The organism is Pseudomonas sp. AD21 (assembly GCF_002878485.1).
Classification (GTDB): Bacteria; Pseudomonadota; Gammaproteobacteria; order Pseudomonadales; family Pseudomonadaceae; genus Aquipseudomonas.
On the sequence record NZ_NQYG01000045.1, the window covers coordinates 18642 to 44826 of the forward strand.

A 26185-nucleotide genomic window follows, 5' to 3' on the forward strand; every position below is an offset into this window, starting at 1 on the left:
CGTCAGGCCTTGAACGGTGGACTGACCGTCGCTATGACCGCTTCGCTCTGCGGTGCCTTGAGCTGGCCTTCCCAGCGCGCGATGACCAGCGGCGCCAGCGCATTGCCCAATACATTGAGTGCTGTCACCGGCATGTCCATCAAGCGGTAGACGCCGGCGATGATCGCCACGCCTTCCACCGGCAACCCGGCGGCAGTCAGTGTTGCCGTCAGAATGATGAACATGAACCCCGGTACGCCCGCCGCGCCTTTCGATGTCAGCACCATGATCAACACCAGCATCGCCTGATCCGCCAGGCCCAGCTCGATGCCGTAAGCCTGGGCGATGAACAACGTGCCCAGCCCTGCGAACAATGATGCGCCGTCCAGATTGAACGAGTAACCCAATGGAATGACCATGCTGGTGATCGGGCGCGGTGCCCCGTAACGCTCCATTTTCTCGATCAACTGCGGCATCACCGTGGCCGATGCAGCACTGCTGTAAGCCAGCAGCAGTTCACTGCGTATTTCGCGGATCAGGTGGAAAAAACGGATTCCGGCCATTCGCGCCACCACACCCAACACGCACAGCGCGAACAGCAACACCGCCACGTAGGTGATGCCGATCAGCTTGGCCAGTGGCAGCAAGGCACTTAGACCGAAGCTCGCCACGGTGACGCCGATCAGGCCGAAGATGCCGATCGGCGAATAGTGCATGACCATGTGCGTGACCTTGAACATGGTGTCCGAGACCGCCTGCATCACTGCGATCAACGGCGCTTTCTGCTGCTCGGGCAGCATCGACAGGGCGCAGCCGAACAGGATGGCGAAAAACAGCACCGACAATAGTTTGCCCTGAGACATGGCCAGGACAATGTTGTCGGGAACGATATTGACCAAGGTGCGGCCAAGGTTTTGCGTTTCGCCCGAAGTAGCGAGTCCGCTGACCGGTGCCTGCAAGGTACTGCTGAAGTCCGCGCCAGCGCCGGGCTGGAATACATTGCCGACGACCAGTCCGAAGACGATGGCGATGCTGGTGATCGTGAAGAAATACACCAGCGTTTTGATTCCGACCCTGCCCAGCGCCTTGGTACTGCCGGCTCCGGCAATGCCGACCACCATGCAGGCAAACACCAGCGGGACCACGATCATCTTCATCAGTCTGATGAACAAATCGCCTGCCGGTTGCAGCAGATTGTCGATGAACCAGCCCTTGTATTCGGGAAACTGGTTGAGAAGGATGCCGACAATGACCCCGGCGGCGAGCCCGATCATGATGCGAGTGACCAGACCGGTGGTTTTCTTGTTGCTCATGTTGTGCCCCTTTTTTCTTGTGTTTGTTGGGGGTGGAATCAATGGGCGAACAGACCGTTGAAGTCCTTGAAGCCTTTGACTTCCAGCGGATTGCCGCTGGGATCGAGAAAGAACATCGTGCGTTGCTCGCCGGGTTCGCCGGCGAAGCGGATCACCGGCGGGATCTCGAAAGCAGTGCCAAGGCGTGTCAGGCGCTCGGCCAATGCCAGCCATTCTTCCAGCGGCAGCACCACGCCCATGTGTGGCATCAATACCTTGTGCTCGCCGACCTGTCCGGTGCGGGTAGTGGCGAAAGGTTCGCCCAGGTGCAGTGAAAGCTGATTGCCGAAAAAGTCGAAGTCGATCCAGGTCTCGGTGCTGCGGCCTTCGGTGCAGCCCAACACATCCCGATAAAAAATCCGCGTCTGTTGCAGATCGCAAACGTGGTATGCAGCGTGAAAGGGTCTGTTCATGGGATATCCCTGAGTGAAGGAGCGTTCAGGGTAAACAGGCCACGCGGTGGGGCAAAACGGCTTCGCCTTGTTCTGAGCGAAAGGAAAACTTATGGATGTTCGGTTTCTGAAAAGCCTGGTTGCCGTGGTTGAAAACGGTTCGATTGCGGCGGCCGCGCGGCGGGAAAATCGCACGGCTGCGGCCATCAGTCAGCGTATCCAGGCCCTCGAGCGAACGCTGGGCTGCACGTTGTTACTGCGCACGGCCCATGCGACCCGCCCTTCGGATCAATGCCTGCTGATGTTGCCGAAGATCAGGGCGATCATCGAACAGGCGCAGGCGTTGCAGGACGACTTGCACCTCGACGGGTTGGTCGGTGAAGTAAAGATCGGCGCAATCTCGACGGCGCTGACCGGGGTGTTGCCAGCCTTGATCGAGCGGCTGGCGATTTCCGCGCCGGATCTAAAGTTGAAGATCACACCGGGTGACTCACGAAGCCTTTACGAAAAAGTGCTCAACGCCGAGCTGGACGCGGCGATTCTGGTCAGACCGCCGTTCCAGCCGCCGAAGGCATTGGCCCTGGCTGTGCTCAAGGTTGAGCCGCTGATTCTGGTTGCGCCCGCCGCGCGCGTCGGACAGTCGCTGGAAACTCTACTGCGCGAAGGTCCATTCATTCGTTATGACGCACGCTCATGGGGCGGACAGATCGCTCAGCGATACCTCGACGAGCAGGCGATCGAGCCGAATGTGCTGTGTGAGCTGGATGCGCTGGAAACCATCATCATGCTCGTTGCTCAGGGGATGGGGGTGTCACTGGTGCCGCAATGGGTCGGGATGGCGCTCGACGGACTGTATGTCTTGCCGGTGGAGGATGGTCAGCGTTATTCGCGAGAACTGGTGGTGATGCACAGCTCGACGCCGCACCGCCCGTTGGCGATGCGGCATCTGCTCGAATTACTCTGCGGCCCGCCATGAAGGTATCCCGCGACGGCGCCACAGTGCTGCGTCAGTGTGCGGGCCCGGCCGCTGTGGCTGGCTCGTCACGGGTGGCGTGCTTGACCAGTTTGCCGATGGTCAGACCCTGCAACAGGATCGACGACAGCACCACGATGTAGGTGATGCTCAGCAGCAGATCGCGCTCCGGGCCCAGCGGCAGGGCCAGCGCCAGTGCCACCGAGACACCGCCGCGCAAACCGCCCCAGGTCAGGATGCGGATGGTCCCGCGCGGCACCGTGCGCCAGCGGCGCAGCAGGACGATGGCCGGGGCCACGGTGAGCAGGCGCGAGAGCAGAATCGCCAGCGCCAGCAGACTGGCCGCCGCCACGTGCGCCCAGTTGAACGGCAGCAGCAACAGTTCCATGCCGATTAGCGCAAACAGCAGGGCGTTGAGCATGTCATCGAGCAGTTCCCAGAAACCGTCGAGGTACTTGCGGGTCATGTCGTTCATCGCCAGGTTGCGCCCCAGGTTACCGATGATCAGACCGGCCACCACCATCGCAATCGGCGCCGAGACGTGCAGCTCGGTGGCCATCGCCGAACCGCCGATCACCAGCGCCAGGGTCAGCATCACCGTGATCTGATGCTGCTGGACACTCTTGATCATCCGGTACACCAGATAACCGATCAGCCCACCGAACAGCACGCCGCCAATGGCTTCGTGCACGAACAGCATGGCCGTGGCGCTGATCGTTGGCGTCTCGCCCAGTTGGGCGATGCCCAGCAGCACGGTGAACACCACCACTGCAGTGCCGTCGTTGAACAGCGATTCGCCGACGATGGTGGTTTTCAGCGGCTTGGAGGCGTTGGCCGTACGCAATACGCCGAGCACCGCGATCGGGTCGGTCGGCGAAATCAGCGCGCCGAACAGCAGGCAATACAGGAAGCTCACGTGCCAGCCGAACAGGGCAAAAATGTAATAGGCAAGGCTGCCGATCACGGCGGTGGCAATCAGCACGCCGAAGGTCGCCAGCAGGCCGATCGGCCAGCGGTAGCTGCGCAGGTCGTTCAGGTTGACGTGCAGAGCGCCGGCGAACAGCAGGAACGACAGCATCCAGTTCATCAGCAGATCGCCGAAGTCGATCTGGCCGATCAGTTGCTGCACGCGTTCTTCCAGGCCGGGGTAGCCGAGCACACTCAGGCCTTGCAGCAACAGGGAAAACATCAGTGCGGTGACCATCACGCCGATGGTCGGCGGCAGGCCGATGAAGCGGTAGTTCACGAAAGTGAGGAGGGTGGTGAGGCAGATGAAAGCGGCTACGAGTTCAAGCATCCGGGGTCCTTTGGATGAAGGTGGAAAGACAGCGCCCCGATTCTTCGGCGCAAAGGTTGGATGGGCTGATTCGGGGTGGGGACACAATCCTGTCCCCTCGGTTGGTCAGCCGCGCACATTGGTGTAGGGTCAACAAAAAAATCAAGGAGTGAGACGTGCTGGCGACAGTTCTGGTGTTGATGGCGGCGCTGTTGCATGCGACGTGGAATACCCTGATCAAGTTCAGCGCCGAACGGTTGTTGGTAGTGGCGTGCATGGACACGGTGGCGCTGTTGTTCGTGGCGCTGGTGTCACCCTTTATCAGCCTGCCGCCGCTGGACATCTGGCCGTGGATTCTGGCTTCGGCGGCGTTCGAGCTGCTCTATCGCTATCTGTTGATTCAGGCTTATCGGGTCGGCGACCTCGGGCTGGTCTATCCGCTGATGCGTGGCTTGTCGCCGCTGGTGGTGCTGGCGCTGACCCTGATCTTCGCCGGCGAAGTGCTCAGCGCGCAGCAGATCTTCGGCATCATGCTGATTCCGTTGGGCATGGCTTGCCTGCTCTGGCAGGGCGGCGGCGGGAAGCATTTGCCGTGGTCGATGCTGCCGGTGGTGGCGCTGATCGGGCTGTGCATCGGTTGCTATACCTACATCGACGGCCAGGCTTTACGGCGCTGGTCGCATCCGCTGGATTACCTGGTCTGGGTCACGCTGCTCAGCGCCTGGCCGTTTCCGTTGCTCGCATGGGTCGCCAAACGCCCGGCGTTTCTGGTGTTCTGGCGCGAGCAATGGAAACTGGGGCTGGCGGTCGGGTTCTGCGTGTTGTTCAGCTACGCTCTGGTGCTGTGGGCGATGCAGTTGGGCTCGATTGCCGAGGCGGCGGCATTGCGCGAGATCAGCGTGATCCTGGTGGTGTTGTTCGGCATGCGCTACCTGAAAGAACCTTTCGGCAGACCGCGGCTCTTAGCCTGTGGGTTGGTATTGATCGGCATGCTGGTGATGAAGTTCTGACCGCCCGCCATTTTCCATCACTCAAAGAAGGACGGCTTTATGACGGTAGCTCTGTGGTGCGTGTTGATTGCGATTTTCCTGCCCTATATCTGCACAGCCGTGGCCAAGGCCGTGGGCGGCTACCGACTGAGCGACAACCATGATCCCCGGGACTTTCTGGAAAGTCTGAACGGCGTGGCCCGACGGGCGCATGCGGCGCAGTTGAACAGTTTCGAAGTGACCCCGGCGTTTGCCGCGGCGGTGATTGTCGCGCATCTGGTAGGCACCGCGCAGCTGGTGACGGTGAATGTGCTGGCGGTGATGTTTATCACCAGTCGCCTGCTGTACATCATCTGCTATCTGGCGGACTGGGCGATTCTGCGGTCGCTGGTGTGGTTTGTCGGGATGGGGTTGATTGCTTCGTTCTTCTTTGTGTCTGTCTGATTCTTTGCTTGTAGCTACCGGCGCCATCGCGAGCAGGCTCACTCCTACATTGGAACGTGTCCCCCTGTAGGAGTGAGCCTGCTCGCGATAGCTAATTGTCAGACGCTGAACAACTCAGGATTTGTCTTTGGGAGTGTCGGCGACTTGGGGCACTTGCGGCAACGCCACCCCCTTAGGCCAGAGCATCCAGATCTGCCCCTGTTGTTTCATGTCGCCGGCCAGTTGCCCGGCTGCGTCGCCGGTGCCCCAGAACAGATCCGCACGCACTTCACCGGCAATCGCACCACCGGTGTCCTGCGCCGCGACCGGACGCACCAGCGCCGTGCCGTCGGGGCGGGGGGTCGACAGCCATAGCAGACTGCCCAACGGAATCACCTTGCGATCCACCGCCGCGCTATAGCCGGCAGTCAACGGCACGTTCAGCGAGCCGCGCGGGCCTTCGTTGCTGTCGGGATTGCGGGTGAAGAACACATAGCTCGGGTTGCTGCCAAGCAGTTCCGGAATGCGTGACGGGTTAGCCTTGGCCCAGTTGCTGATCGCGCTCATGGTCACGTCTTCTTTCTTCAGCTCGCCCTGTTCCACCAGCCAGCGACCTATCGGTCGATACGGGTGGCCGTTCTGGTCGGCGTAGGCGATACGCAGTTGTTTACCGTCCGCCGTCTGAATCCGCCCGGAGCCCTGGATCTGCAGGAATTGCAGGTTCATCGGGTCGGTCAGATAAGCAACCACCGGCGCTTTCACGCCTTTGGATTCGATGGTCGCGGCGTCGTCATACGGCTTGAGCACCCGACCTTCGAGGCGGCCACGCAGGCGCTTGCCCTTGAGCTCCGGATAAATGCTGTCCAGCGACACGATGATCATGTCTTCAGGCACGCCGTACACCGGCACGTTGGCGGCGTCTGTGGGCGTCAGGCTGCCGGGGTAGACCGGTTCGTAGTAACCGGTGATCAGACCGTTCGGGTTGTCATGCTCGGCGCGCAGGCCGAACACGTCGAGGTTCTGCTTGAGGAAGGCGCGGATTTCGCTGGCGCTCTGCGGCACATTGGCTGCCGCAGTGCAGGTCCCGCCCCAGATCGGGTCGGCCTTGAGCCGGGTGCAAGCGCTGCGCCATGAGCCGAAGCCGGCGACCAGATCGCTGTCGGACACGGCCGGAAGGGCTTCCCAGGTGGCGCTGGAGTAAGTGGCCAAGGCGTGGGTTTTCGGTTTGGCGGTGTCGCCGCCTGTGCAGCCGGCAAGGATTGCCAGCAACGGCAGGGTTGCGATCAGTGGGTGACGCCAGGCCTTGAAACGGCTGTTCATGGAGTGATTCCTGTGTCGGTTGCCCGAGTGCTCCATGCGCTCCGGCAACCCGTATTTTTAATAGGGCTATTGGTGTTTGTCGGCGACGCGAGGATACTGGCCGCCGAATTCCGTGACCTGAAGCCACCATGACTCTTAAAAGAATTTCTGTTGTATTGCTGGCCTGTCTGACCTTGTCCGCCTGTGGCGGTGTCGATCCGAATTCGCCGCTGGGTCAACGCAAGGCGATCTTCAAACAAATGCTCAAGACCGGCGAAGAGCTGGGCGGCATGTTGCGTGGGCGCATTGCGTTCGACGGGCCGAAATTCGCCGACGGGGCGCTGAAACTCGATGCGTTGTCGCATGAACCGTGGAAGCATTTCCCGCAGGTGCGCGAAGAAGATCACACCAGTGCCAAGGATGATGTCTGGCTGCGTCAGGCACGCTTTCAAGAATTGGCCCGCAACCTTGAAGCGGCCACCGGTGAACTGGTGATCGCCAGCAAGGTTCAGCCGTACAAGGCCAGTAACCTGGGGCCGGCGGTGCAAAAAGTTGAAGATGCCTGCAGCGCTTGCCATAAAGAGTTTCGGGATCATTGATCTCTATTGTTTGAATTGACGTCATCGCGAGCAGGCTCGCTCCCACAAGGTTCATCGCCAATCCTGTGGGAGCGAGCCTGCTCGCGAAAACGGTCTGAAAGTCACCGCAACACTGAATGCTTACTTATCCAATTGGTCCAGCGCGTCCTGCAGTTCCTTGCGCGACTCGGCGAGCTTGTTCTTGCGCTTGTCGATCTTCTCCGGATCGCCTTTTTTCATCGCCTTGTCGAGGTCGGCCTGACGCTTGCTGACTTCGTGCTTGGCATCCAGCACCTTGTTTTCGCGTTCTTTCTTCAGGCCGGCATCGGTGCAGTTCTTCGTCACTTCATCCAGTGCCGTTTGCAGGCCGGCTTGCTGATCGGCGTTGCCGCGGGACTTGGCTTGTTCGATCTGGTTGGTGATGCCCTGTTTCTTGGCGGCGCAACCGGTCAGGCCCGGGGCATCTTCGTCAGCCATCACGGGGGCGGCCATCATGGCGCAGAGGGTCAGCAGGGCGAGCGGTGAAAGAAGTTTCATAAAAGCTCCATGTGCAAAGGCAATCGGGTCAGTCGGGCGCTGCGCAGTTGGAGCGCCTCGACGGCCGTTGGGTTCCCGGCGTGCGGGGATTGCATGTTCAGAAACCGTCGATTCCGGCGGCACGTAATTGTTCGCTGATGGCCAGCACCTGCGGGTCGCGAAAGAATGCGCTCAATTGCGCTGCGCGTCCGGGGCCGATTCCGGCTTCAGCCTGCCATTGTTCGGTATTTCGTTGTGCCAGTGCCTGCCATGAATCAGCCAGTTGAACCTCACCTGTCGGTGGTAGGCCCAACGCTTTGAGCCACTGTGTGAAAGGCCTTTGGCGGGCACTGTGAAAACTGAGTATCAGGCGCGCACTGCTGCGTTCGCCGAAGCCGGCAATGTTAGCAAGCTCTGGCTCATCGAGGGTCAACCAATCCAGCAGGTTGTTCACGCGGCCTGTTTCCAGAAGTTTCTCCCAGGTGCCTTTACCCACATGGGGCATTGCCAGCCCTTGCTTGCCGCTGAGCCAGGTCAGGCGCGCGAGAAACTGGCTTTCGCAGCCGGGTGTCGGTTGCCAGCAGCTCAAGGTGTGGAAATCCCCTGCCTCGGGAATCTCGATGTCGGCCCGCTCGGCCGTTCGCAGCACCACGCTGTCGAGCCGCGGAATCGTAAGCCCGGCCAGGCTGATTGCCACCTGGTCGCCGGGGCGGATGTCCAGCGCCCGCCAGCGCTTGAGCGAACTGGCGCTGACGCGTTTGATCTCCCGGTCATCGAGCATGACCGGCGTCAGCTCCAGCACCGGTGTGATGCGGCCGGTGCGGCCGATTTTGAAATTAACCTTGCGCACCTCGGCCAGGGCCCGGGCAAACGGGTATTTCCAGGCGACGGCCCAGTAGGGGGCACTCGCCTGCCAGCGCTCGGCCGGTGGGCGCAGGCTCTGGCGCAGGACAATGCCGTCGCTGGCGAAAGGCAGGGGTGATCGATACCAGTGCTCGCGCCACTTCTGGGCGTCCTCAAGGTTGGCGATGGCCTGACTGAACGGCGCCGTCGTGGCGAAACCCAGTGTCGTCAGCATGGCTATTCTTTCAGGAAGCGCCGCTGGCCCCTGTGGCCAATCCCAGACGAACAGACCAATCCCGGCTGCCTGCTCGGCGCTCAGGGCTTTACGGTTCATCAGCCCGGCAACGGTGGCGCGGGCATTGACGCTGCCGGCGCGGGCCTGCACGTGTTGGGTCAGGCGCCAATAGAGTTCGCCCTGCACCAGCAGATCACGGGGCTGCGTCAATTGTTGCGGAATGGCCGCGATCTTTTGCGCCGACGCCGTCCAGTCCTGACCGCTGATACCGTCGCCACGACTGATCGCTTGTTGCAGCAGGCCGCGACGGTAGATCAGTGTTATTGCGACGCCATCGACCTTGGGTTGGACCCAGACATCCCGGCGGTCCTTCAACCACGCCTGTACGGCTGCTGCTTCGTGCAGTTTATCCAGACCAGTGTGCGCGACAGGATGCGCGATTGGGCCAGATGCGCTGCGCAAAGGTTCGGGCGCTGGTGGCTGCTGGAAACACTGGCGCCACACGTTGAGTCGCAAGCGGGTTTGATCGTAGAGGTCGTCGGCAATCAGAGAACGGCCTTCGCGGTGATAGGCGTCGTCCCATTGGTCGATCTTTTTTTGCAGGGCGGTGATTTCGTTTGTTGCGGTGGCGGCGGACCAATCGGGGCAAGCGGCATAAGCAATCAGGTGGGTGATGCTCAGCAGAACAATTGAAAACAGGCGCAGCGTGGCAAGCATGGTGAGCGTCCTTGCTCAGGGGGAATGCTTGAAGGCTAGTCAGGATTTTGAGCAGCACCGGGTGGGTGTTTTGCATCGTGTTTCCGAGCTGAAACTCAGGGCATCAGAGCTGGCCTCATCGCGAGCAAGCCCGGCTCCCACAGGATTTTGGGTTGAAATCAGAAAAGTATTTCAGGCATGAAAAAGCCCCGCACGGCGCGAACCGTGCGGGGCTTTTTGTGCAGCCGGGGACGTCTTACAGACCAGCAGCGGAACGCAGGGCGTCGGCGCGGTCGGTTTTTTCCCAAGTGAACGTGGTGAAGGTGTCTTCGCCAACAGTCTTGGTCTGCGGAGCACGACCGAAGTGGCCGTAGGCTGCAGTTTCCTGGTACATCGGGTGCAGCAGATCGAGCATGGTGGTGATTGCGTATGGACGCAGGTCGAACACTTCACGTACCAGTTTGACGATCTTGTCATCGCTGATCTTGCCGGTGCCGAAGGTGTTCAGCGAGATCGAAGTAGGCTGAGCTACACCGATCGCGTAGGAAACCTGAATCTCGCAACGCTCGGCCAGGCCGGCAGCGACGATGTTCTTGGCAACGTAACGGCCAGCGTAGGCAGCCGAACGGTCAACCTTCGATGGATCTTTACCGGAGAACGCGCCACCGCCGTGACGGGCCATGCCGCCGTAGCTGTCGACGATGATCTTGCGACCGGTCAGACCGCAGTCACCTACCGGGCCGCCAATGATGAACTGGCCGGTCGGGTTGATGTGGAACTGGGTGTCTTTGCTCAGCAGTTCGGCAGGCAGCACGTGCTTGACGATCAGCTCCATCACGCCTTCGCGCAGGTCTTTGTACGACACTTCAGGGTTGTGCTGGGTCGACAGAACAACAGCGTCGATACCGACAACCTTGCCGCCTTCGTAGCGGCAAGTCACTTGCGACTTGGCGTCCGGACGCAGCCAAGGCAGCAGGCCCGATTTACGGGCTTCGGCCTGGCGCTGCACCAGTTGGTGCGAGAAGGTGATCGGGGCTGGCATCAAAACGTCGGTTTCGTTGCTGGCGTAGCCGAACATCAGGCCCTGGTCGCCGGCGCCTTGATCTTCAGGCTTGGCACGGTCAACACCCTGGTTGATGTCCGGGGACTGCTTGCCGATGATGTTCATCACGCCGCAGGTCGCGCCGTCGAAGCCGACGTCGGAGCTGTTATAGCCGATGTCGAGAATCACGTTACGCACGATCTCTTCCAGATCGACCCAGGCGCTGGTGGTGACTTCACCGGCAACGATGGCCACGCCAGTCTTGACCAGAGTTTCCACCGCAACGCGTGCGTGTTTGTCCTGGGTAATGATGGCGTCCAGCACCGCATCGGAAATCTGGTCGGCGATTTTGTCCGGATGTCCTTCAGACACGGACTCGGAGGTGAAGAGGGAGTATTCGCTCATCTCGATGTTTTCCTGAATTTACCGATGGTGAGTGTCGCCAGCCGGTCGCTGAAAGTGGCGAACCTGGATCTGGAAACCATTACGTAAGCCTACATAGAGGCTGTCCCCGGGAACGAGTCCCGCAGCGGTGGCCCAACGGGCCAAATCGTCCTGTTCAAACCCCAACCACAGATCACCGCAGGCCTCCCTGGCCCAACTCTGGTTGTGGCTACATAACTCTGTCACGAGCAGGCTACCGCCCGGTTGCAGCAGGCCGGCCATGTGCTTGAGCGCTTCGGCCGGCGCGGCGAAATGGTGCAACACCATGTTCAGTACCACGCAATCGGCCTGAAGGCTTGTGCCATTCAATGCATCGGCCAATTGCAGGCTGACGTTAGCCAGCTGTTCACGAACGCATACCTGACGCGCCAGATCGAGCATCGCCGGGCTGTTGTCCAGCGCGGTTACGGTGCCGAAGCGAGGAGCCAGTTCCGGCAGAAAAGCACCATCGCCGGGGCCGACTTCAATGGCCGTGGCAGCACCATTGAAGTTCAGTTTGTCGAGCAGGGCCAGCACGCTGTCACGGTACTGCGGCAGGCCTGCGATCAAGTCTTGCTGGGCGCGAAATTTTTCCGCGACCCGGGCGAAAAAGTCCTGGCTGGCCGCCTCGCGTTGCCCGTGTACCTGAGCGATGCGTGCCTGCACGTCATCCGGCAGCGCCAGATTGTCGACTTCTTCTAACAATGCCGCGTGCAGCTTGCCGCCCAGCAGTTCGGTGTGGGGCAGGGCGCGGCGATAGAAAATCGCGTTGCCTTCACGGCGCGTTGCCACCAGATCAGCCTGGGCCAGCACTTTAAGGTGATGACTCATGCCGGACTGACCGATACCGAAAATCTGCGCCAGTTCCAGTACACCGAACGAATCGTTGGCCAGCGCGCGCAATACATTCAGGCGCAGCGGGTCGCCACCGGCCTTGCACAGGGCCGCCAGCTCGTCGCAGTCGTCATGGCGAATGGAAGGCACGCGTAAGTTCATGGGGCAGCAGTCTAGTGACGGTGGGAAATCGCCGCAAGGGCAATATCAAAAAGTTTTGATATTGCTCGATAGATGGCACTTCTCACTGGCTGGTTAACTCTACAAACGAACAGCGGAAAGGTTTCACCCACAGAATCCACTGTTAACCATGGGAAAAACGCCTCCGGATGACTATCTGTCATTGCCCCGAGGCGCTCCGGTGAGGGAAAATGCCCTCCTTTTTTCCGTTTCGATTATTCACACCCAGGAGATCAGCGATGCCTAGCCGTCGTGAGCGTGCCAACGCCATTCGTGCCCTCAGCATGGATGCCGTGCAAAAAGCCAACAGCGGCCATCCCGGTGCCCCTATGGGTATGGCAGATATCGCCGAAGTGCTTTGGCGCGACTACCTCAAGCACAACCCGAGCAATCCATCGTTTACCGACCGTGACCGCTTCGTGCTGTCCAACGGCCACGGCTCGATGTTGATCTACTCGCTGCTGCACCTGACCGGTTACGACCTGTCGATCGACGACCTCAAGCAATTCCGTCAACTGCACAGCCGTACCCCGGGTCACCCGGAATTCGGCTACACCCCAGGCGTTGAAACCACCACCGGTCCGTTGGGTCAGGGTCTGGCCAACGCTGTGGGCTTCGCTCTGGCAGAAAAGGTTCTGGGCGCGCAGTTCAACCGTCCTGGCCACAACATCGTTGACCACCACACCTACGTGTTCCTGGGTGATGGCTGCATGATGGAAGGCATTTCGCACGAAGTTGCTTCCCTGGCCGGTACTCTGGGTCTGGGCAAGCTGATCGCTTTCTACGATGACAACGGCATCTCCATCGACGGCGAAGTCGAAGGCTGGTTCACCGATGACACCCCGAAGCGTTTCGAAGCCTACAACTGGCAAGTGATCCGCAATGTTGACGGTCACGATCCGGAAGAGATCAAGACCGCCATCGAAACCGCGCGCAAGAGCCCGCTGCCGACCCTGATCTGCTGCAAGACCACCATCGGTTTCGGTTCGCCGAACAAGCAGGGCAAAGAAGACTGCCACGGCGCCCCACTGGGTGACGCGGAAATCGCTCTGACCCGCAAGGCGCTGAACTGGAACTACGGCCCGTTCGAAATTCCGGCCGACATTTATGCCGAGTGGGATGCCAAGGAAAAAGGTCGCGCAGTCGAAGCCGAGTGGGATCAGCGTTTCGCTGCTTACTCCGCAGCATTCCCGACCGAAGCCAACGAACTGGTGCGTCGCCTGAGCGGTGAGCTGCCGGCTGACTTCTCCGAAAAAGCCAGCGCCTACATTGCTGAAGTCGCGGCCAAAGGCGAAACCATCGCCAGCCGTAAAGCCAGCCAGAACACCCTGAACGCGTTCGGCCCGCTGCTGCCGGAACTGCTCGGCGGTTCGGCTGACCTCGCCGGCTCCAACCTGACCCTGTGGAAAGGTTGCAAGGGCGTCAGCGCTGAAGACGCCAGCGGCAACTACATGTACTACGGCGTGCGCGAATTCGGCATGACCGCCATCATGAACGGCGTGACCCTGCACGGCGGCCTGGTGCCTTACGGCGCGACCTTCCTGATGTTCATGGAATACGCCCGCAATGCCGTGCGCATGTCCGCGCTGATGAAGAAGCAAGTGATCCACGTCTACACCCACGACTCCATCGGTCTGGGCGAAGACGGCCCGACGCACCAGCCGATCGAGCAACTGACCAGCCTGCGTACCACACCGAACCTCGACACCTGGCGTCCAGCCGATGCCGTTGAATCGGCCGTGGCCTGGAAAAACGCGCTGGAGCGTAAAGACGGCCCGTCGGCGCTGATCTTCTCGCGTCAGAACCTGCAGCATCAGGAACGCGACGCTGCCCAGATCGCCGACATCAGCCGCGGTGGTTATGTGCTGAAGGACTGCGCAGGCGAGCCTGAGCTGATCCTGATTTCGACCGGTTCGGAAGTGGGTCTGGCGGTTCAGGCCTATGACAAACTGACCGAGCAGGGTCGCAAGGTGCGCGTGGTTTCCATGCCTTGCACCAGCGTGTTCGATGCTCAGGATGCTGGCTACAAGCAAGCGGTGCTGCCGTTGCAGGTCAGCGCGCGTATCGCGATCGAAGCGGCACACGCCGACTTCTGGTTCAAGTACGTGGGCCTGGAAGGTCGCGTGATCGGCATGACCACCTACGGTGAGTCGGCGCCGGCTTCGGCACTGTTCGAAGAATTCGGCTTCACCCTGGAAAACATCCTGGGTCAGGCTGAAGAACTGCTGGAAGACTGATCCAGGAGTCGCGTCGTCTGGACGGACGCCTTCGCGAGCAAGCCCGCTCCCACAGGGGGATTTGTTGTGTGACACAAACAGTGTTCACAACCCTGATCCAATGTGGGAGCGGGCTTGCTCGCGAAATCGGTGGCTCAGACACCACTGCAATAACGGATTCACCACGGTAATCGAGAACCCCATGCCTCAACCGCGTCCTTACAAAGTTGCACTCAACGGCTACGGCCGGATTGGTCGTTGCGTCTTGCGTGCGTTGTTCGAGCGAGGCGAGAAAGCCGGGTTTGAAATTGTCGCGATCAACGATCTGGCTGACATGGCCAGCATCGAATACCTGACACGCTTCGACTCCACTCACGGCCGCTTTCCCGGCGAAGTGCGAGTAGAAGGCGATTGTCTGCATATTAATGGCGACTGCGTGAAGGTCCTGCGCAGTGCTACCCCCGAAGGCATCGATTGGGCGTCGCTGGGCGTCGATCTGGTGCTTGAGTGTTCCGGTGCCTACAACACCCGTGAAGACGGCCAGCGCTTTCTCGACGCCGGCGCACCGCGCGTGTTGTTTTCGCAGCCGATGGCCAGCGAGGCGGATGTCGACGCCACCATCGTCTACGGCGTCAATCAGGACTGCCTGACTGGCGACGAACTGCTGGTGTCCAACGCCTCCTGCACCACCAACTGCGGCGTGCCGCTGTTGCGTTTGCTCGACAAGGCCATTGGCCTCGATTACGTGTCGATCACCACGATTCACTCGGCGATGAACGATCAGCCGGTGATCGACGCTTATCACCACGAAGACCTGCGCCGCACCCGTTCGGCGTTCCAGTCGGTGATCCCGGTGTCCACTGGTCTGGCGCGTGGTATCGAGCGCTTGCTGCCGGAACTTGCCGGGCGAATTCAGGCCAAAGCCGTACGCGTGCCGACGGTCAACGTGTCTTGCCTCGACATCACGATGCAGACCGCCACCGCGACCGACGCGGGTGAGGTCAATCGGATCCTGCGCGAGGCCGCCACCAGTGGTCCGCTCAAGGGACTGCTGGCCTATACCGAGTTGCCGCACGCCAGCTGTGATTTCAATCATGACCCACATTCGGCCATCGTCGATGCCAGTCAGACCCGTGTTTCCGGCCCCAAGCTGGTGAACATCCTGGCCTGGTTCGACAACGAATGGGGTTTTGCCAACCGAATGCTGGACGTTGCAGAACACTATCTGCAAACAGCGATTTCAAAAAAACCTGCTCTCTAAGAACAGTTACTCAGGAAGTGCGACCCATGACCGTGTTGAAGATGTCCGACCTCGATCTGCAAGGTAAGCGCGTATTGATTCGCGAAGACCTCAACGTCCCAGTCAAGGACGGTGTTGTCACCAGCGATGCGCGTATCCTGGCTTCGCTGCCGACCATCAAGCTGGCCCTGGAAAAAGGTGCAGCCGTGATGGTTTGCTCGCACCTGGGCCGTCCGACCGAAGGCGAGTTCTCCGCCGAGAACAGCCTCAAGCCAGTCGCTGACTACCTGAGCAAGGCGCTGGGCCGTGAAGTGCCGCTGGTGGCCGATTACCTGGGCGGCGTTGACGTCAAGGCCGGCGACATCGTGCTGTTCGAAAACGTGCGTTTCAACAAGGGCGAGAAAAAGAACGCCGACGAACTGGCACAGCAATACGCCGCCCTGTGCGACGTGTTCGTGATGGACGCTTTCGGCACTGCTCACCGCGCCGAAGGCTCGACCCACGGCGTGGCGAAGTTCGCCAAAGTCGCCGCTGCCGGCCCGCTGCTGGCCGCTGAACTGGACGCACTGGGCAAAGCCCTGGGTGCTCCGGCGCAACCAATGGCGGCGATCGTTGCCGGTTCCAAGGTCTCGACCAAACTCGACGTACTGAATAGCCTGAGCCAGATCTGCAATCAACTGATCGTCGGCGGCGGCATCGCCAACACCTTCCTCGCTGCGGCCGGTCACCCGGTGGGCAAGTCGTTGTACGAGCCGGACCTGCTGGACACCGCACGCGCCATCGCCGCCAAGGTCAGCGTGCCACTGCCGGTTGACGTCGTGGTGGCCAAGGAATTCGCCGAAACCGCCGAAGCGACCGTCAAGCTGATCGCTGACGTCGCAGCGGACGACATGATTCTGGACATCGGCCCGCAAACCGCAGCCAACTTCGCCGAACTGCTGAAATCGTCGAAAACCATTCTGTGGAACGGTCCGGTTGGCGTGTTCGAATTCGACCAGTTCGGCAACGGCACCAAAGTGCTGGCGCAAGCCATCGCTGACAGCGCCGCGTTCTCCATCGCAGGCGGTGGCGACACCCTGGCCGCGATCGATAAATATGGCGTGGCTGAGCAAATCTCCTACATTTCCACCGGTGGTGGCGCGTTCCTCGAATTCGTCGAAGGCAAGGTGCTGCCAGCCGTTGAAGTCCTGGAAAGCCGGGCCAAGGCCTGAGGCCGCCCGTTTGGCCAGGCAAAGGAGTGTTCACATGGTCAAGTCGTTAGCGCTGTTGTTGCTGACCGGTACGCTGGCGGCCTGCGGGAGTAACCCGAAGGCCGAGGCGACGCCTGCGCCGGGAGAGGCGCAGAAAGGCTGCTACCAGGCCGACTGGCAGGCTGAAACCAACCCGGTGCTGAACAAGCGCTCGGGGCCGGACGGTCTGGACAAATACGAGACGCAAACCCCGGCCAAGGAACATGGTTGTCCTTGACGGGTCTGACTCTTTAACTCAGGGCTGGCGGCGTGCGCCGTCAGTCGAGGAACACGGATGAAAGGCTTGATCGCCATTGCGGCGTTGGCATTGTTGGGCGGTTGCGCGCAGATGAACCTGTTTCAGTCGTCCGCCCCTGTGGACAGCTGGACGACATGGACCTGCGACAGCCAGGCCAAAGTGCTGTGGCGCTACGCCGATGCCGGCCAGAAGGAAGTCGATGTTCGACTCGGCGGCGGTGATCAGGTCTATCGCCTGAAAGAAGAGCCGGGCGCCTCGGGCACGCTGTACAGCGACGGCATGCTGGCGTTTCACGTCAAGGGTGACGAAGGCCTGGTGTACTGGGTTGCCACCAATGACCTGATCGGGCGTGGCTGCAAGGCGCAGTAATTGACACACCACAGTTCTAATGTGGGAGCGAGCCTGCTCGCGAAAGCGGTCTGACAGGCACTGCATCAGCGACTGCAAGATTGCTTTCGCGAGCAGGCTCGTTCCCACAGGGGTTCTGTGTAGTTCTCAGGATTTTGCTTTATCGAATCACCAGACCGGGCCTCGACCCCCGATCTGCAATCACTTGAATAGCCGCCGCCGCTCCGGCAGGCTGGCACGATTAACGACCCTCAACCGGGAGAGACACACACAATGGCACTTATCAGCATGCGCCAGATGCTGGACCACGCAGCCGAGTTCGGCTACGGCGTTCCAGCCTTCAACGTCAACAACCTTGAGCAGATGCGCGCCATCATGGAAGCCGCTGACAAGACTGACTCCCCGGTGATCGTCCAGGCTTCGGCCGGCGCCCGTAAATACGCTGGCGCACCGTTCCTGCGTCACCTGATCCTGGCCGCGATCGAAGAATTCCCGCACATCCCGGTGTGCATGCACCAGGACCACGGCACCAGCCCTGACGTTTGCCAGCGCTCGATCCAACTGGGCTTCAGCTCGGTGATGATGGACGGCTCGCTGGGCGAAGACGGCAAGACCCCGACCGACTACGACTACAACGTCCGCGTTACCCAACAAACCGTGGCCATGGCGCACGCCTGCGGCGTTTCGGTAGAAGGCGAGCTGGGCTGCCTGGGTTCGCTGGAAACCGGCATGGCCGGTGAAGAAGACGGCATCGGCGCCGAAGGCGTTCTGGATCACAGCCAAATGCTGACCGACCCGGAAGAAGCCGCTGACTTCGTCAAACGCACTCAGGTCGATGCCCTGGCCATCGCCATCGGTACCAGCCACGGCGCTTACAAGTTCACCAAGCCACCTACCGGCGACGTGCTGGCGATCGACCGCATCAAGGAAATTCACAAACGCATCCCGAACACCCACCTGGTGATGCACGGTTCCTCGTCGGTGCCACAAGAGTGGCTGGCGATCATCAACCAGTACGGCGGCGACATCAAAGAAACCTACGGCGTACCGGTTGAAGAAATCGTCGAAGGCATCAAGCACGGCGTGCGCAAGGTCAACATCGACACTGACCTGCGTCTGGCCTCCACCGGTGCGATGCGTCGCCTGATGGCCACCAACCCGAGCGAATTCGACCCACGTAAATTCTTCGGCGCGACTGTGACGGCGATGCGCGACGTATGTATCGCTCGTTATGAAGCGTTCGGTACTGCGGGTAATGCTTCGAAGATCAAGCCGATCTCGTTGGAAGCGATGTTCCAGCGGTATTTGAAGGGTGAGTTGAACGCCAAGGTTAACTAAGCCTGGGCGTTGAGCCGCTGTTATGAGAACCCCGCCGAGAGGCGGGTTTCTTATGGTTCGCATTCAAGCTACTCAACGTTTCTTTCTTTAATGCGCAATTCGATATTAGTTCCGACAAGTCCGACATCGCCTCCCTGTGTGCAAACATAAGCTGCCCATTGACTATCCCCGTTGCTCCCTGGTCGTACTATTTTTTTGTGAAGCTCTATTCCGCCATGTTTGCAAACTAATTCCAAACCAGCAATAACGTTTCCTGTCATTTCATTTAGACCTATCACCTTGCCGTTTTGCTTAAAACTGAAGCGATTCGATTCGGAGCGAGGGCGATAGGCGAAAAGATAGCTCTTGTCGGTTATTCCCAAGTAGCATCCTTCATAAAAATCTTTGTCTCTACTGGTTATGGTGTACTCTCCATAGTTGCTGGTTTGCTCAAAGTGGAATAAAGCTCCTCTACTTCCCGAGCAGGTATTCGCACATAGATAGTCAGTTTTCGGTAAGGTTATAGTTGTGGAGGAGCTTCCACCCTCCATTCCGATTCCTTTGCTGCCAGGGCTTGACGTCGACTCGAAGTATTGAAACCCTAGTTGGCACGGCAGTGAGTATCCGGATATCGACATGTACCCTGTGAATGAGCCTTCCTTGTTCATGATATTCCTCATTGCAGTTATTTAGGTTGCGTGGTTTACGCTTGGCGCTAGATAAGGATTGTAAGTTACTTCGAGAAGTAGAATAGAGGCGCGGGAGGGGTGAGCACACCTGTCAGAGTTGACAGGTTTTAAGATGATTTTGCTGTGATTGATATTGCGGAAAGTTTGATCGCGAAAGAAATTTCAAGAGCTGGAATATTAGCTTCGTACTTTGTACTTAAATTCCGCCTGAAGAGTAGTTACTTTGGGTTAAGGTTTGTCGGTCGTGCGCTCGTCCTACAGACACTGGCATTCGCCGGGAATATTCCGACAGGTCGCGTCGGTTGTCCCTCGGAAGTCGGCTGGATAGGCTGGTCGTGTCGCTGACGTATCAGTGACCGGGTCTGGAAAACCCGATTCATACCAACTCTGCCCATGGCATACTGCGGCGCTTTTCTGCTCGCGATGTAATGGCGGCTGCGCGCGGGAGGCCTTTGGGCCTGCCGGTTTGGGTTGGTTGACCGGTTTTTCCAGTCCGCGCTCAGCTGCCACCCTTTCGCCTGGAAAACGAAAATGGCGGCTGCAATTCAACCAGCCATGAGTATGTCTACGATGATCAAGCCAACACCCAATCCCCCCGAGGCGGAATCTACGTCGCCCTACGAATCCCTCGACTCAAAAAAGCTCCACGACGCCGCCGAACGGGCGCTCGATCACTACCTCAAGCCGAACGCCGCCACTCTGAGGTTCCACAAACCCAGCACGATGTTCCAGGTCAGCCCGGGCATGGACAACGAAAGTCTGCTGGTTCATGCCTGTGAGTCGCTGGCCTCTGCGAGCATCATGACCAGTGACATTGCCGCTTATGTGGATACGCCGCAACGGCATACGATTCTGGCGATTCAGCAGATCATCATGCTGGCGGAGCTGGCGGTGAGTCGGGTGCTGGATAATGTGGAAGTCAGCCAATCCCCGGAACACCGCTGAACCTTTGTAGGAGTGAGCCTGCTCGCGATTGCGATCTGACATTCAGCATTGTTGGCGACTGATACGCCGTCATCGCGAGCAGGCTCACTCCTACAATTGGATCGTGTGCATTCTGCAATATATTGGTTGGTGGTCGGGACGCCATCGCTGGCAAGCCAGCTCCCACAGGGTTGTGGGTAGTTCTTCAGTTCGTCGATGTCACTTGTCGTGATCAATATCCAGCTTGGTAAATGTCACCTGGCCGCCTTCGCTGGTATAGCCGGTGTTGTCCTGCACATAAACCCCGGCCTTGAAGTACAACGGCTTGTTGCGCCAGGTCGCGCTGATTTGTGAATCCCACTGATAACCCGCCGCACTCACGCCTAGCGCGCCGCCGGGGCTGAGGTGGATGAGGTAGTTGAATTCGTTGTCCAGTTTGATCCCGGTGGCGAGGGTGATGACGCGGCTTTCCTTGTCGTCGGGGTGCATGCGGACTTTGATCACCAGGTTGCCTGTCTGGGTTTTTTCCTTGTACTGGTATTCGAGCTTGACCATCGGGCGCTGGCTTTCATAGGCGTGGATCTGGCCGATGACGATTTTGCCGGAGCTGGGCACCTTGTTCACCGCGAGGGTCGCGCGCAGGGTGTTGTCCGCATCTGGGTAGTACCAGTTGCGCAAGGTGCCGTTGCTGAAGGTTTCGCGCAGTTCGGTGCGCGGGTAGATGGCGTTTTCGGTTTTTGACCCGGTGACCGGTGACCAGAAAAACAGCGTGCCGGTGTCGGAATGGAAGTATTGATCCTTGAAGCCATTCACCAGTTTGGAGGTTTCAACGGTGTACGGCGGACTGCCGACGGGAACGCTGAGGTTCCAGGTTGCGAGATCGATCATGTCGGTTCTTCCACTCAATTCATCCTGAACGCGAGTGCCAGAAGCTCTAGCCCGCGCCTTTTCGGGCGGCAGTTATAAGCGTAGAGGAGTTTTTTGTTAACGCCCGTTTGGCAGATGATTGGCGTCAACATCCTGTCGAAATGCCATCTGTGCCGGTTTCCGGGGGCTGCAGGGGTGACCGTTAGTCGGTAAATCGTAGCTTTGGTTAAATGATGGCGGCGTGACAGCTTCTGCTTTCACAGATCCGGGACTAGAGTGATGGCTCAGTAACTGTACGGTTTTCACGAGAAACCGGCCGATATCCCGACAAGAGATGTCCCGACAAGAGAAGCAGCATGGAATGCGCGCAACCCCAGCCAGGTGAAGGCAGCTCTGTCCTTTTGATCGTTGACGATTACCCTGAAAACCTGATCAGCATGCGTGCGTTGTTGCAGCGTCAGGATTGGCTCGTCATGACCGCCGCCTCCGGTTTCGAGGCGCTCAGTCTTTTGCTCGAACACGATGTCGACCTGGTGCTGCTGGATGTGCAGATGCCGGGCATGGACGGCTTCGAAGTCGCGCGGCTGATGCGTGGCAGCCAGCGCACGCGCCTCACCCCGATTATTTTCCTCACCGCCAACGAGCAATCCCAGGACGCGGTGATCAAGGGCTATGCCAGCGGCGCGGTGGATTACCTGTTCAAGCCGTTCGACCCGCAGATTCTCAAGCCCAAGGTGCAGGCGCTGCTCGAACATCAGCGCAATCGCCGCGCCTTGCAACGCCTGACCCATGATCTGGAAGTCGCCCGCGCCTTCAATGCGTCGGTGCTGGATAACGCGGCCGAAGGGATTCTGGTGCTGGGCGAGGACGGTTTGATCCGCTTCGCCAATCCGGCGATTTCGCGCTTGCTCAATGCCCCGGTGAAGGAGCTTGAGGGCAAGGAATTTCTCGATTTCCTGCAGAAACCGCACATTCCCCTATGGGCCGACTCCGAGTTGTTTGCCGGTTATCGGCGCGGCGAAACCCTGCGTCTGCACGACGCGCTGTTGCGCACGGCGCCCGGCCAGCAAGTGCCGGTGGCGCTGTCTTGCGCGCCGTTGCCGGCGGTGCAGCAGGCGATGGTGGTGACGGTGCTGGACATGTCGGTGGTGCGTCACTTGCATCAGCAGTTGGAGTTTCAGGGGGGCACCGATCCGCTGACCGGTTTGCTCAACCGCCGTGGTTTCTATCAGACCGTGGAGAATCTGCTGCTGCGCGGTGAACGCAGCGACAGCAGTTGGGTGCTGTTGTACCTCGACCTCGATGGTTTCAAGCGGGTCAACGATTCCCTCGGTCACGATGCCGGCGACCGGGTGCTGCGCTGGGTCTCCGAGCAACTGAAGGCTTGCCTGCGGCCGTTCGACATTCTGGCGCGCATGGGTGGGGACGAGTTCACCGCGTTGCTCGATCTGGAGTTTCCCGAGCAGGCGGCGAAGATTGCCGAGAAGCTCATCGAGCGGGTGTCGATCTGTCAGCAGATCGAAGGGCTGGACATTGCCCTCGGCGCCAGTATCGGCATCGCCACTTACCCGGACTGCGGTTCGAACCTCGACGGATTGCTGCGTGCGTCCGACATCGCCATGTACGAAGCCAAGCGCGCCGGGCGGCAGCAATATCGCTTTTATGATCACGACATGAACGGTCGGGCACGCTCGCGCCTGATGCTCGAAGAAAGCGTGCGCGCGGCGATCGAAAATCGTGACTTCAATCTGGTGTATCAGCCGCAGGTGGCGATCGACAGCGGGCAGATCCGTGGCTTCGAGGCGCTGTTGCGCTGGCAGCATCCGAGTGTCGGCGATGTGCCGCCGGGGCTGTTTTTGCCATTGCTGGAAGAGGCACGGCTGATCAGCCGGCTCGGCAGCTGGATCTATCACCGTGGCGCCGGTCAGCGCAAAGCCTGGGAAACCCTGTTTGCCGAAGACCTGGTGCTCGGCGTGAGCCTGAGCAACACCCAGTTCGGCTTGCCCAACCTCGCCACCGAATTGCGTCAGGTGCTGGAGCGGCATGCCTTGCAGCCACGGCAATTGGAAGTCGAAATCACTGAAGAAGCGTTGATGCACAACCCCGATGAAACCCGTAAGCAGCTGCGCTTGCTGCGCAATCTTGGGGTGCGGGTGGCGCTGGACGATTTCGGTTCCGGGCCGTGTTCGCTGGCGCATCTGCGTGATCTTGAACTCGATACACTCAAGCTTGATCGGCACCTGATCGCGCGTCTGCCGGATTCGGCCCGGGATGCCTCGCTGGTGAGCACGGTGATCAGCCTGTGCAAACAGTACGGTTTGCTGGTGATCGCCGAAGGTGTGGAGACCATCGAGCAGTACCAATGGCTGCAGGCCCATGGTTGCGAATACGTGCAAGGCTTCCTGGTAGCGCGGCCGATGATGGCCGATGCTGCTGCAAGCTTTGCCGAGCCGTTTGACTGGAGCGCGCTGCCCGGTTGAATTCGCTACACTGGCGCTCTTTTCAAACCGTGTTGCCGTGTCCATGACTGCGTTGAAATACCTCCAGGCCTATCCCGCGCAATTGCAGGATCAGGTGCGCCAACTGATCGCCGAGCAGCGTCTGGGTGATTACCTGAGCCAACGCTATCCCGGGCGCCACGATGTGCAGAGCGACAAGGCGTTGTACAGCTACGCGCTGGACCTGAAGCAGGAATACCTGCGCAACGCCCCGGCCATCGACAAGGTGCTGTTCGACAACCGCCTCGACCTGACTCATCGAGCGCTGGGCCTGCACACCACGGTTTCGCGGGTGCAGGGCGGCAAGCTCAAGGCCAAGAAAGAGATTCGTATCGCTTCGCTGTTCAAGGAGGCGGCGCCCGAGTTTCTGAAGATGATCGTCGTGCATGAGCTGGCACACTTCAAAGAGTCGGATCACAACAAGTCTTTCTACAAATTGTGTGAACACATGCTGCCGGGGTATCACCAGGTCGAGTTCGACCTGCGGGTGTACCTGACGTGGCGGGATCTGCAATAGCCGCAACAAGGAGCGGGTGGATGGACGTCAGCAAGACCAAAAGCAGTTTCTACCGTCGCCTGTACGTGGCCTACCTGATCGACAGCGGCCTGGCTGCCAGCGTGCCGGCGCTGACCGAGGTCACCGGCATGCCGCGGCGCACGGCGCAGGACACCATCGCCGCATTGGCGGATCTGGATATTGTTTGTGAATTCGAGCAGGAAGAGGGCGCACGCAACCATGCCGGGCGCTATCGGATTCGCGAGTGGGGGGCGATTGATCGTGGGTGGATCGAGCGCAATTTGCGGCAGATCAAGGCTGTGCTGGAATATCCCTGAATCCTGCGGTGACTGAGCTGACGCCATCACTCCTACAGTAGATCGGGTTTCTTCAGATGGAATGCGATCAAATGTAGGAGTGAGCCTGCTCGCGATAGGGCCTCAGGAACGACGCATCCCTATGTGCAGAATGTCATCCTCGAGGTATTCCTCACCCGCCACGACAAACCCGTACTTGCCGTAATACCCCTGCAAATGCGCCTGCGCCGACAGATAGATCGGTACCTGCGGCCAATGCTTCTCGGCCTGTTTCAGTGCGTGTTCCATCATTGTGTGCCCCAGCCCTTTGCCACGCCCTTGCGGCGCGATGATCACGCGGCCTATGACCACGTCACCGCCCTGGGACTCGGGGTCGAGCAGGCGCAGATACGCCATCAGGTGATCATCTTCCCAGCCCATCAAGTGATGGGTGTCGCCGTCCAGATCCTGACCGTCGAGGTCCGGGTAGGCGCATTTCTGTTCGACCACGAACACCTCCGAGCGCAGCTTCAACAGTGCGTATAACTGCTCTTTACCCAGATCGCTGTGATGTTTGCAGATCCACTCGATTGTCATCTTCCGGCTCCTTGAACGCTGTCGTCCGATACTAAGCGCACAGGCTTTGGATGTCTGTATGGCGTAAGAGTCTGTGACAAAGGTCAAAATGCCATCATTCCTTTCTCGCGACGGCGCCGGCTTTGTGTAATCTGCTGGTAAGCGCTGTGCACTGGCTTCAATGAGCTACTGTTAGGGCCTGGGTTTCGCCGGTAAGGGGTCTTGGGGTTTTGACTGGAAAACACGCTGGGCAAGCTGCCCGCTAAGGATTTTCAAGCATGCCGCGACTGCATCGAGCCTTTGCTTTGATCGGATTGCTCTTGCTGGCCCAAACCGCCGCAGCGGACAAGCTGCGACTGGTGTTTGATATCTGGCCGCCCTTTACCGATGACACGCTGGTCAACGGCGGCCTGGCTACGGATATTGTCAGCACGGCGCTGGCTCGGGCCGGCTACGCCAGTGACTATGAGCAGGTGCCGTGGGCGCGGGCACTGCTGGGGGTTGGCGAAGGGCGTTACGACGTGCTGGTCAACGCCTGGTACAACGACGAGCGCACAAAGCTCGGCCAGTTCTCCGGCGAATACCTGCTCAACCGCATCCGCTTTCTCAAGCGCAAAGACACGCCGCTGGACTACAGCAGCCTGGAGCAACTGCACACGTATCCGGTCGCGGTGGTGCGCGGTTATGCCTATTCGCAGGCGTTCGATGCCGACACCGCGCTGCAGAAAGTCCCTGTGCATAACTTCGCCATGGCCGTGCGCATGCTCGCGGCGGATCGGGTCAAATTGACGCTGGAAGATGAATACGTCGCGCGGTATTACCTGACGCGCGAATCACCCAAGGTGCGCAACGCCGTGGAGTTCCTGCCCAAGCCGCTGAGCGAGAACAGTCTGCATATTCTGGTGAGCCTGAAGAATCCCGAGCATGAGCAGATTGTGGCGGGGTTTGACAAAGCGATTGCGGCGATGAAGGCGGATGGCAGTTATGACCGGTTGATGCGGCAGCATGGGATGTAGGAGCTGATCCGCAAACTGCTGTGTGGCTGATGGCCCCTTCGCGAGCAAGCCCGCTCCCACCTTTGGAGTGCGTTCCTCTGGGGGGACATGGGATGTTGGGGCTGATCTGAAAATTGTTGTGTGGCTGGTGGCCCTTTCGCGAGCAAGCCCGCTCCCACCTTTGGAGTGCGTTCCCCTGGGGGGA

General features: G+C 59.6%; 26 protein-coding genes. 15 read left to right on the plus strand and 11 right to left on the minus strand.

Features of this window, described 5'->3' with window-relative positions:
* Positions 1–2: 2 nt before the first annotated feature.
* The gene (locus PseAD21_RS21735; protein WP_256588216.1) at positions 3–1292 is read right to left on the minus strand and encodes a cation:dicarboxylate symporter family transporter; all 1290 of its coding nucleotides are present in this window, start codon (positions 1290–1292) and stop codon (positions 3–5) included.
* A gap of 38 nt (positions 1293–1330) precedes the next feature.
* Positions 1331–1744: a VOC family protein gene (locus PseAD21_RS21740; RefSeq protein ID WP_102357736.1), complete on the minus strand. Its 414-nt coding sequence runs from the start codon at positions 1742–1744 to the stop codon at positions 1331–1333.
* A gap of 91 nt (positions 1745–1835) precedes the next feature.
* Between PseAD21_RS21740 and PseAD21_RS21745 the strand changes: the two genes are divergently transcribed.
* Positions 1836–2699: a LysR family transcriptional regulator gene (locus tag PseAD21_RS21745; protein WP_102357737.1), complete on the plus strand. Its 864-nt coding sequence runs from the start codon at positions 1836–1838 to the stop codon at positions 2697–2699.
* Positions 2700–2730: 31 nt separating this feature from the next.
* On the opposite strand, the gene PseAD21_RS21750 is transcribed toward PseAD21_RS21745, so the two are convergent.
* Entirely contained in the window at positions 2731–3993 is a 1263-nt protein-coding gene (locus PseAD21_RS21750) for a sodium:proton antiporter (RefSeq protein ID WP_102357739.1), read from the minus strand.
* 155 nt (positions 3994–4148) lie between these two features.
* Here PseAD21_RS21750 and PseAD21_RS21755 point away from each other — a divergent pair, with 155 nt between their 5' ends.
* Entirely contained in the window at positions 4149–4982 is an 834-nt protein-coding gene (locus PseAD21_RS21755) for an EamA family transporter (protein ID WP_102357740.1), read from the plus strand.
* A 39-nt stretch (positions 4983–5021) separates the two neighbouring features.
* The gene (locus tag PseAD21_RS21760; protein WP_102357742.1) at positions 5022–5405 is read left to right on the plus strand and encodes an MAPEG family protein; all 384 of its coding nucleotides are present in this window, start codon (positions 5022–5024) and stop codon (positions 5403–5405) included.
* 114 nt (positions 5406–5519) lie between these two features.
* Here PseAD21_RS21760 and PseAD21_RS21765 read toward each other — a convergent pair whose 3' ends face one another.
* The gene (locus PseAD21_RS21765) at positions 5520–6704 is read right to left on the minus strand and encodes a murein transglycosylase A (protein WP_102357743.1); all 1185 of its coding nucleotides are present in this window, start codon (positions 6702–6704) and stop codon (positions 5520–5522) included.
* A gap of 128 nt (positions 6705–6832) precedes the next feature.
* Between PseAD21_RS21765 and PseAD21_RS21770 the strand changes: the two genes are divergently transcribed.
* Complete coding sequence (locus PseAD21_RS21770) at positions 6833–7282, plus strand: cytochrome c (RefSeq protein WP_102357745.1); 450 nt, start codon at positions 6833–6835, stop codon at positions 7280–7282.
* A gap of 120 nt (positions 7283–7402) precedes the next feature.
* Here PseAD21_RS21770 and PseAD21_RS21775 read toward each other — a convergent pair whose 3' ends face one another.
* The 4 genes from PseAD21_RS21775 to PseAD21_RS21790 all read right to left on the minus strand — a co-directional run bounded on the left by PseAD21_RS21775 (position 7403) and on the right by PseAD21_RS21790 (position 12012).
* Positions 7403–7798 carry a DUF1090 domain-containing protein gene (locus tag PseAD21_RS21775; RefSeq protein WP_102357746.1) on the minus strand — a complete coding sequence of 132 codons (396 nt, stop codon included), beginning with the start codon at positions 7796–7798 and terminating at the stop codon, positions 7403–7405.
* 97 nt (positions 7799–7895) lie between these two features.
* Entirely contained in the window at positions 7896–9572 is a 1677-nt protein-coding gene (ligB, locus tag PseAD21_RS21780) for an NAD-dependent DNA ligase LigB (RefSeq protein ID WP_102357748.1), read from the minus strand.
* Positions 9573–9807: 235 nt separating this feature from the next.
* Positions 9808–10998, minus strand: coding sequence for a methionine adenosyltransferase (gene metK / locus PseAD21_RS21785; RefSeq protein WP_102357749.1), 1191 nt, complete (start codon positions 10996–10998; stop codon positions 9808–9810).
* Between the two features lie 18 nt (positions 10999–11016).
* Positions 11017–12012: a metalloregulator ArsR/SmtB family transcription factor gene (locus PseAD21_RS21790; protein WP_102357751.1), complete on the minus strand. Its 996-nt coding sequence runs from the start codon at positions 12010–12012 to the stop codon at positions 11017–11019.
* A 257-nt stretch (positions 12013–12269) separates the two neighbouring features.
* Between PseAD21_RS21790 and tkt the strand changes: the two genes are divergently transcribed.
* From tkt to fba, 6 genes are all read left to right on the plus strand, one after another.
* On the plus strand, positions 12270–14267 hold the full coding sequence (tkt, locus tag PseAD21_RS21795) for a transketolase (RefSeq protein ID WP_102357753.1): 1998 nt from the start codon (positions 12270–12272) through the stop codon (positions 14265–14267).
* Positions 14268–14448: 181 nt separating this feature from the next.
* A complete protein-coding gene (gene epd, locus PseAD21_RS21800) occupies positions 14449–15507 on the plus strand; it encodes an erythrose-4-phosphate dehydrogenase (protein ID WP_102357754.1) in 1059 nt (352 codons plus the stop codon).
* A gap of 26 nt (positions 15508–15533) precedes the next feature.
* Positions 15534–16697 carry a phosphoglycerate kinase gene (locus PseAD21_RS21805; RefSeq protein WP_102357755.1) on the plus strand — a complete coding sequence of 388 codons (1164 nt, stop codon included), beginning with the start codon at positions 15534–15536 and terminating at the stop codon, positions 16695–16697.
* Positions 16698–16731: 34 nt separating this feature from the next.
* Positions 16732–16953 carry a hypothetical protein gene (locus PseAD21_RS21810; protein WP_102357757.1) on the plus strand — a complete coding sequence of 74 codons (222 nt, stop codon included), beginning with the start codon at positions 16732–16734 and terminating at the stop codon, positions 16951–16953.
* 57 nt (positions 16954–17010) lie between these two features.
* Complete coding sequence (locus PseAD21_RS21815) at positions 17011–17343, plus strand: MliC family protein (RefSeq protein WP_102357758.1); 333 nt, start codon at positions 17011–17013, stop codon at positions 17341–17343.
* A 252-nt stretch (positions 17344–17595) separates the two neighbouring features.
* The gene (gene fba, locus PseAD21_RS21820) at positions 17596–18660 is read left to right on the plus strand and encodes a class II fructose-bisphosphate aldolase (RefSeq protein ID WP_019694035.1); all 1065 of its coding nucleotides are present in this window, start codon (positions 17596–17598) and stop codon (positions 18658–18660) included.
* A 68-nt stretch (positions 18661–18728) separates the two neighbouring features.
* Here fba and PseAD21_RS29585 read toward each other — a convergent pair whose 3' ends face one another.
* Positions 18729–19307, minus strand: coding sequence for a hypothetical protein (locus PseAD21_RS29585; RefSeq protein WP_146011306.1), 579 nt, complete (start codon positions 19305–19307; stop codon positions 18729–18731).
* A 591-nt stretch (positions 19308–19898) separates the two neighbouring features.
* On the opposite strand from PseAD21_RS29585, the gene PseAD21_RS21825 reads away from it, so the two are divergent.
* On the plus strand, positions 19899–20273 hold the full coding sequence (locus tag PseAD21_RS21825) for a DUF6124 family protein (protein ID WP_102357773.1): 375 nt from the start codon (positions 19899–19901) through the stop codon (positions 20271–20273).
* A gap of 198 nt (positions 20274–20471) precedes the next feature.
* On the opposite strand, the gene PseAD21_RS21835 is transcribed toward PseAD21_RS21825, so the two are convergent.
* Entirely contained in the window at positions 20472–21140 is a 669-nt protein-coding gene (locus PseAD21_RS21835; RefSeq protein ID WP_102357761.1) for a polysaccharide lyase family 7 protein, read from the minus strand.
* Between the two features lie 335 nt (positions 21141–21475).
* On the opposite strand from PseAD21_RS21835, the gene PseAD21_RS21840 reads away from it, so the two are divergent.
* Genes PseAD21_RS21840 through PseAD21_RS21850 form a run of 3 tightly spaced genes read left to right on the plus strand, consistent with a single transcriptional unit; the run spans position 21476 to position 24451 of the window.
* Positions 21476–23599, plus strand: a complete 2124-nt coding sequence (locus PseAD21_RS21840; RefSeq protein ID WP_102357763.1) for a bifunctional diguanylate cyclase/phosphodiesterase — start codon at positions 21476–21478, stop codon at positions 23597–23599.
* A gap of 43 nt (positions 23600–23642) precedes the next feature.
* Positions 23643–24134: a M48 family metallopeptidase gene (locus PseAD21_RS21845; protein WP_102357764.1), complete on the plus strand. Its 492-nt coding sequence runs from the start codon at positions 23643–23645 to the stop codon at positions 24132–24134.
* Positions 24135–24154: 20 nt separating this feature from the next.
* The gene (locus PseAD21_RS21850; protein WP_102357766.1) at positions 24155–24451 is read left to right on the plus strand and encodes a helix-turn-helix domain-containing protein; all 297 of its coding nucleotides are present in this window, start codon (positions 24155–24157) and stop codon (positions 24449–24451) included.
* Between the two features lie 102 nt (positions 24452–24553).
* Here PseAD21_RS21850 and PseAD21_RS21855 read toward each other — a convergent pair whose 3' ends face one another.
* Entirely contained in the window at positions 24554–25006 is a 453-nt protein-coding gene (locus PseAD21_RS21855; RefSeq protein WP_102357767.1) for a GNAT family N-acetyltransferase, read from the minus strand.
* A 257-nt stretch (positions 25007–25263) separates the two neighbouring features.
* On the opposite strand from PseAD21_RS21855, the gene PseAD21_RS21860 reads away from it, so the two are divergent.
* Positions 25264–26001 (plus strand): ABC transporter substrate-binding protein, encoded by a 738-nt coding sequence (locus tag PseAD21_RS21860; protein WP_102357769.1) that lies wholly within the window; start codon positions 25264–25266, stop codon positions 25999–26001.
* Positions 26002–26185: the final 184 nt, after the last annotated feature.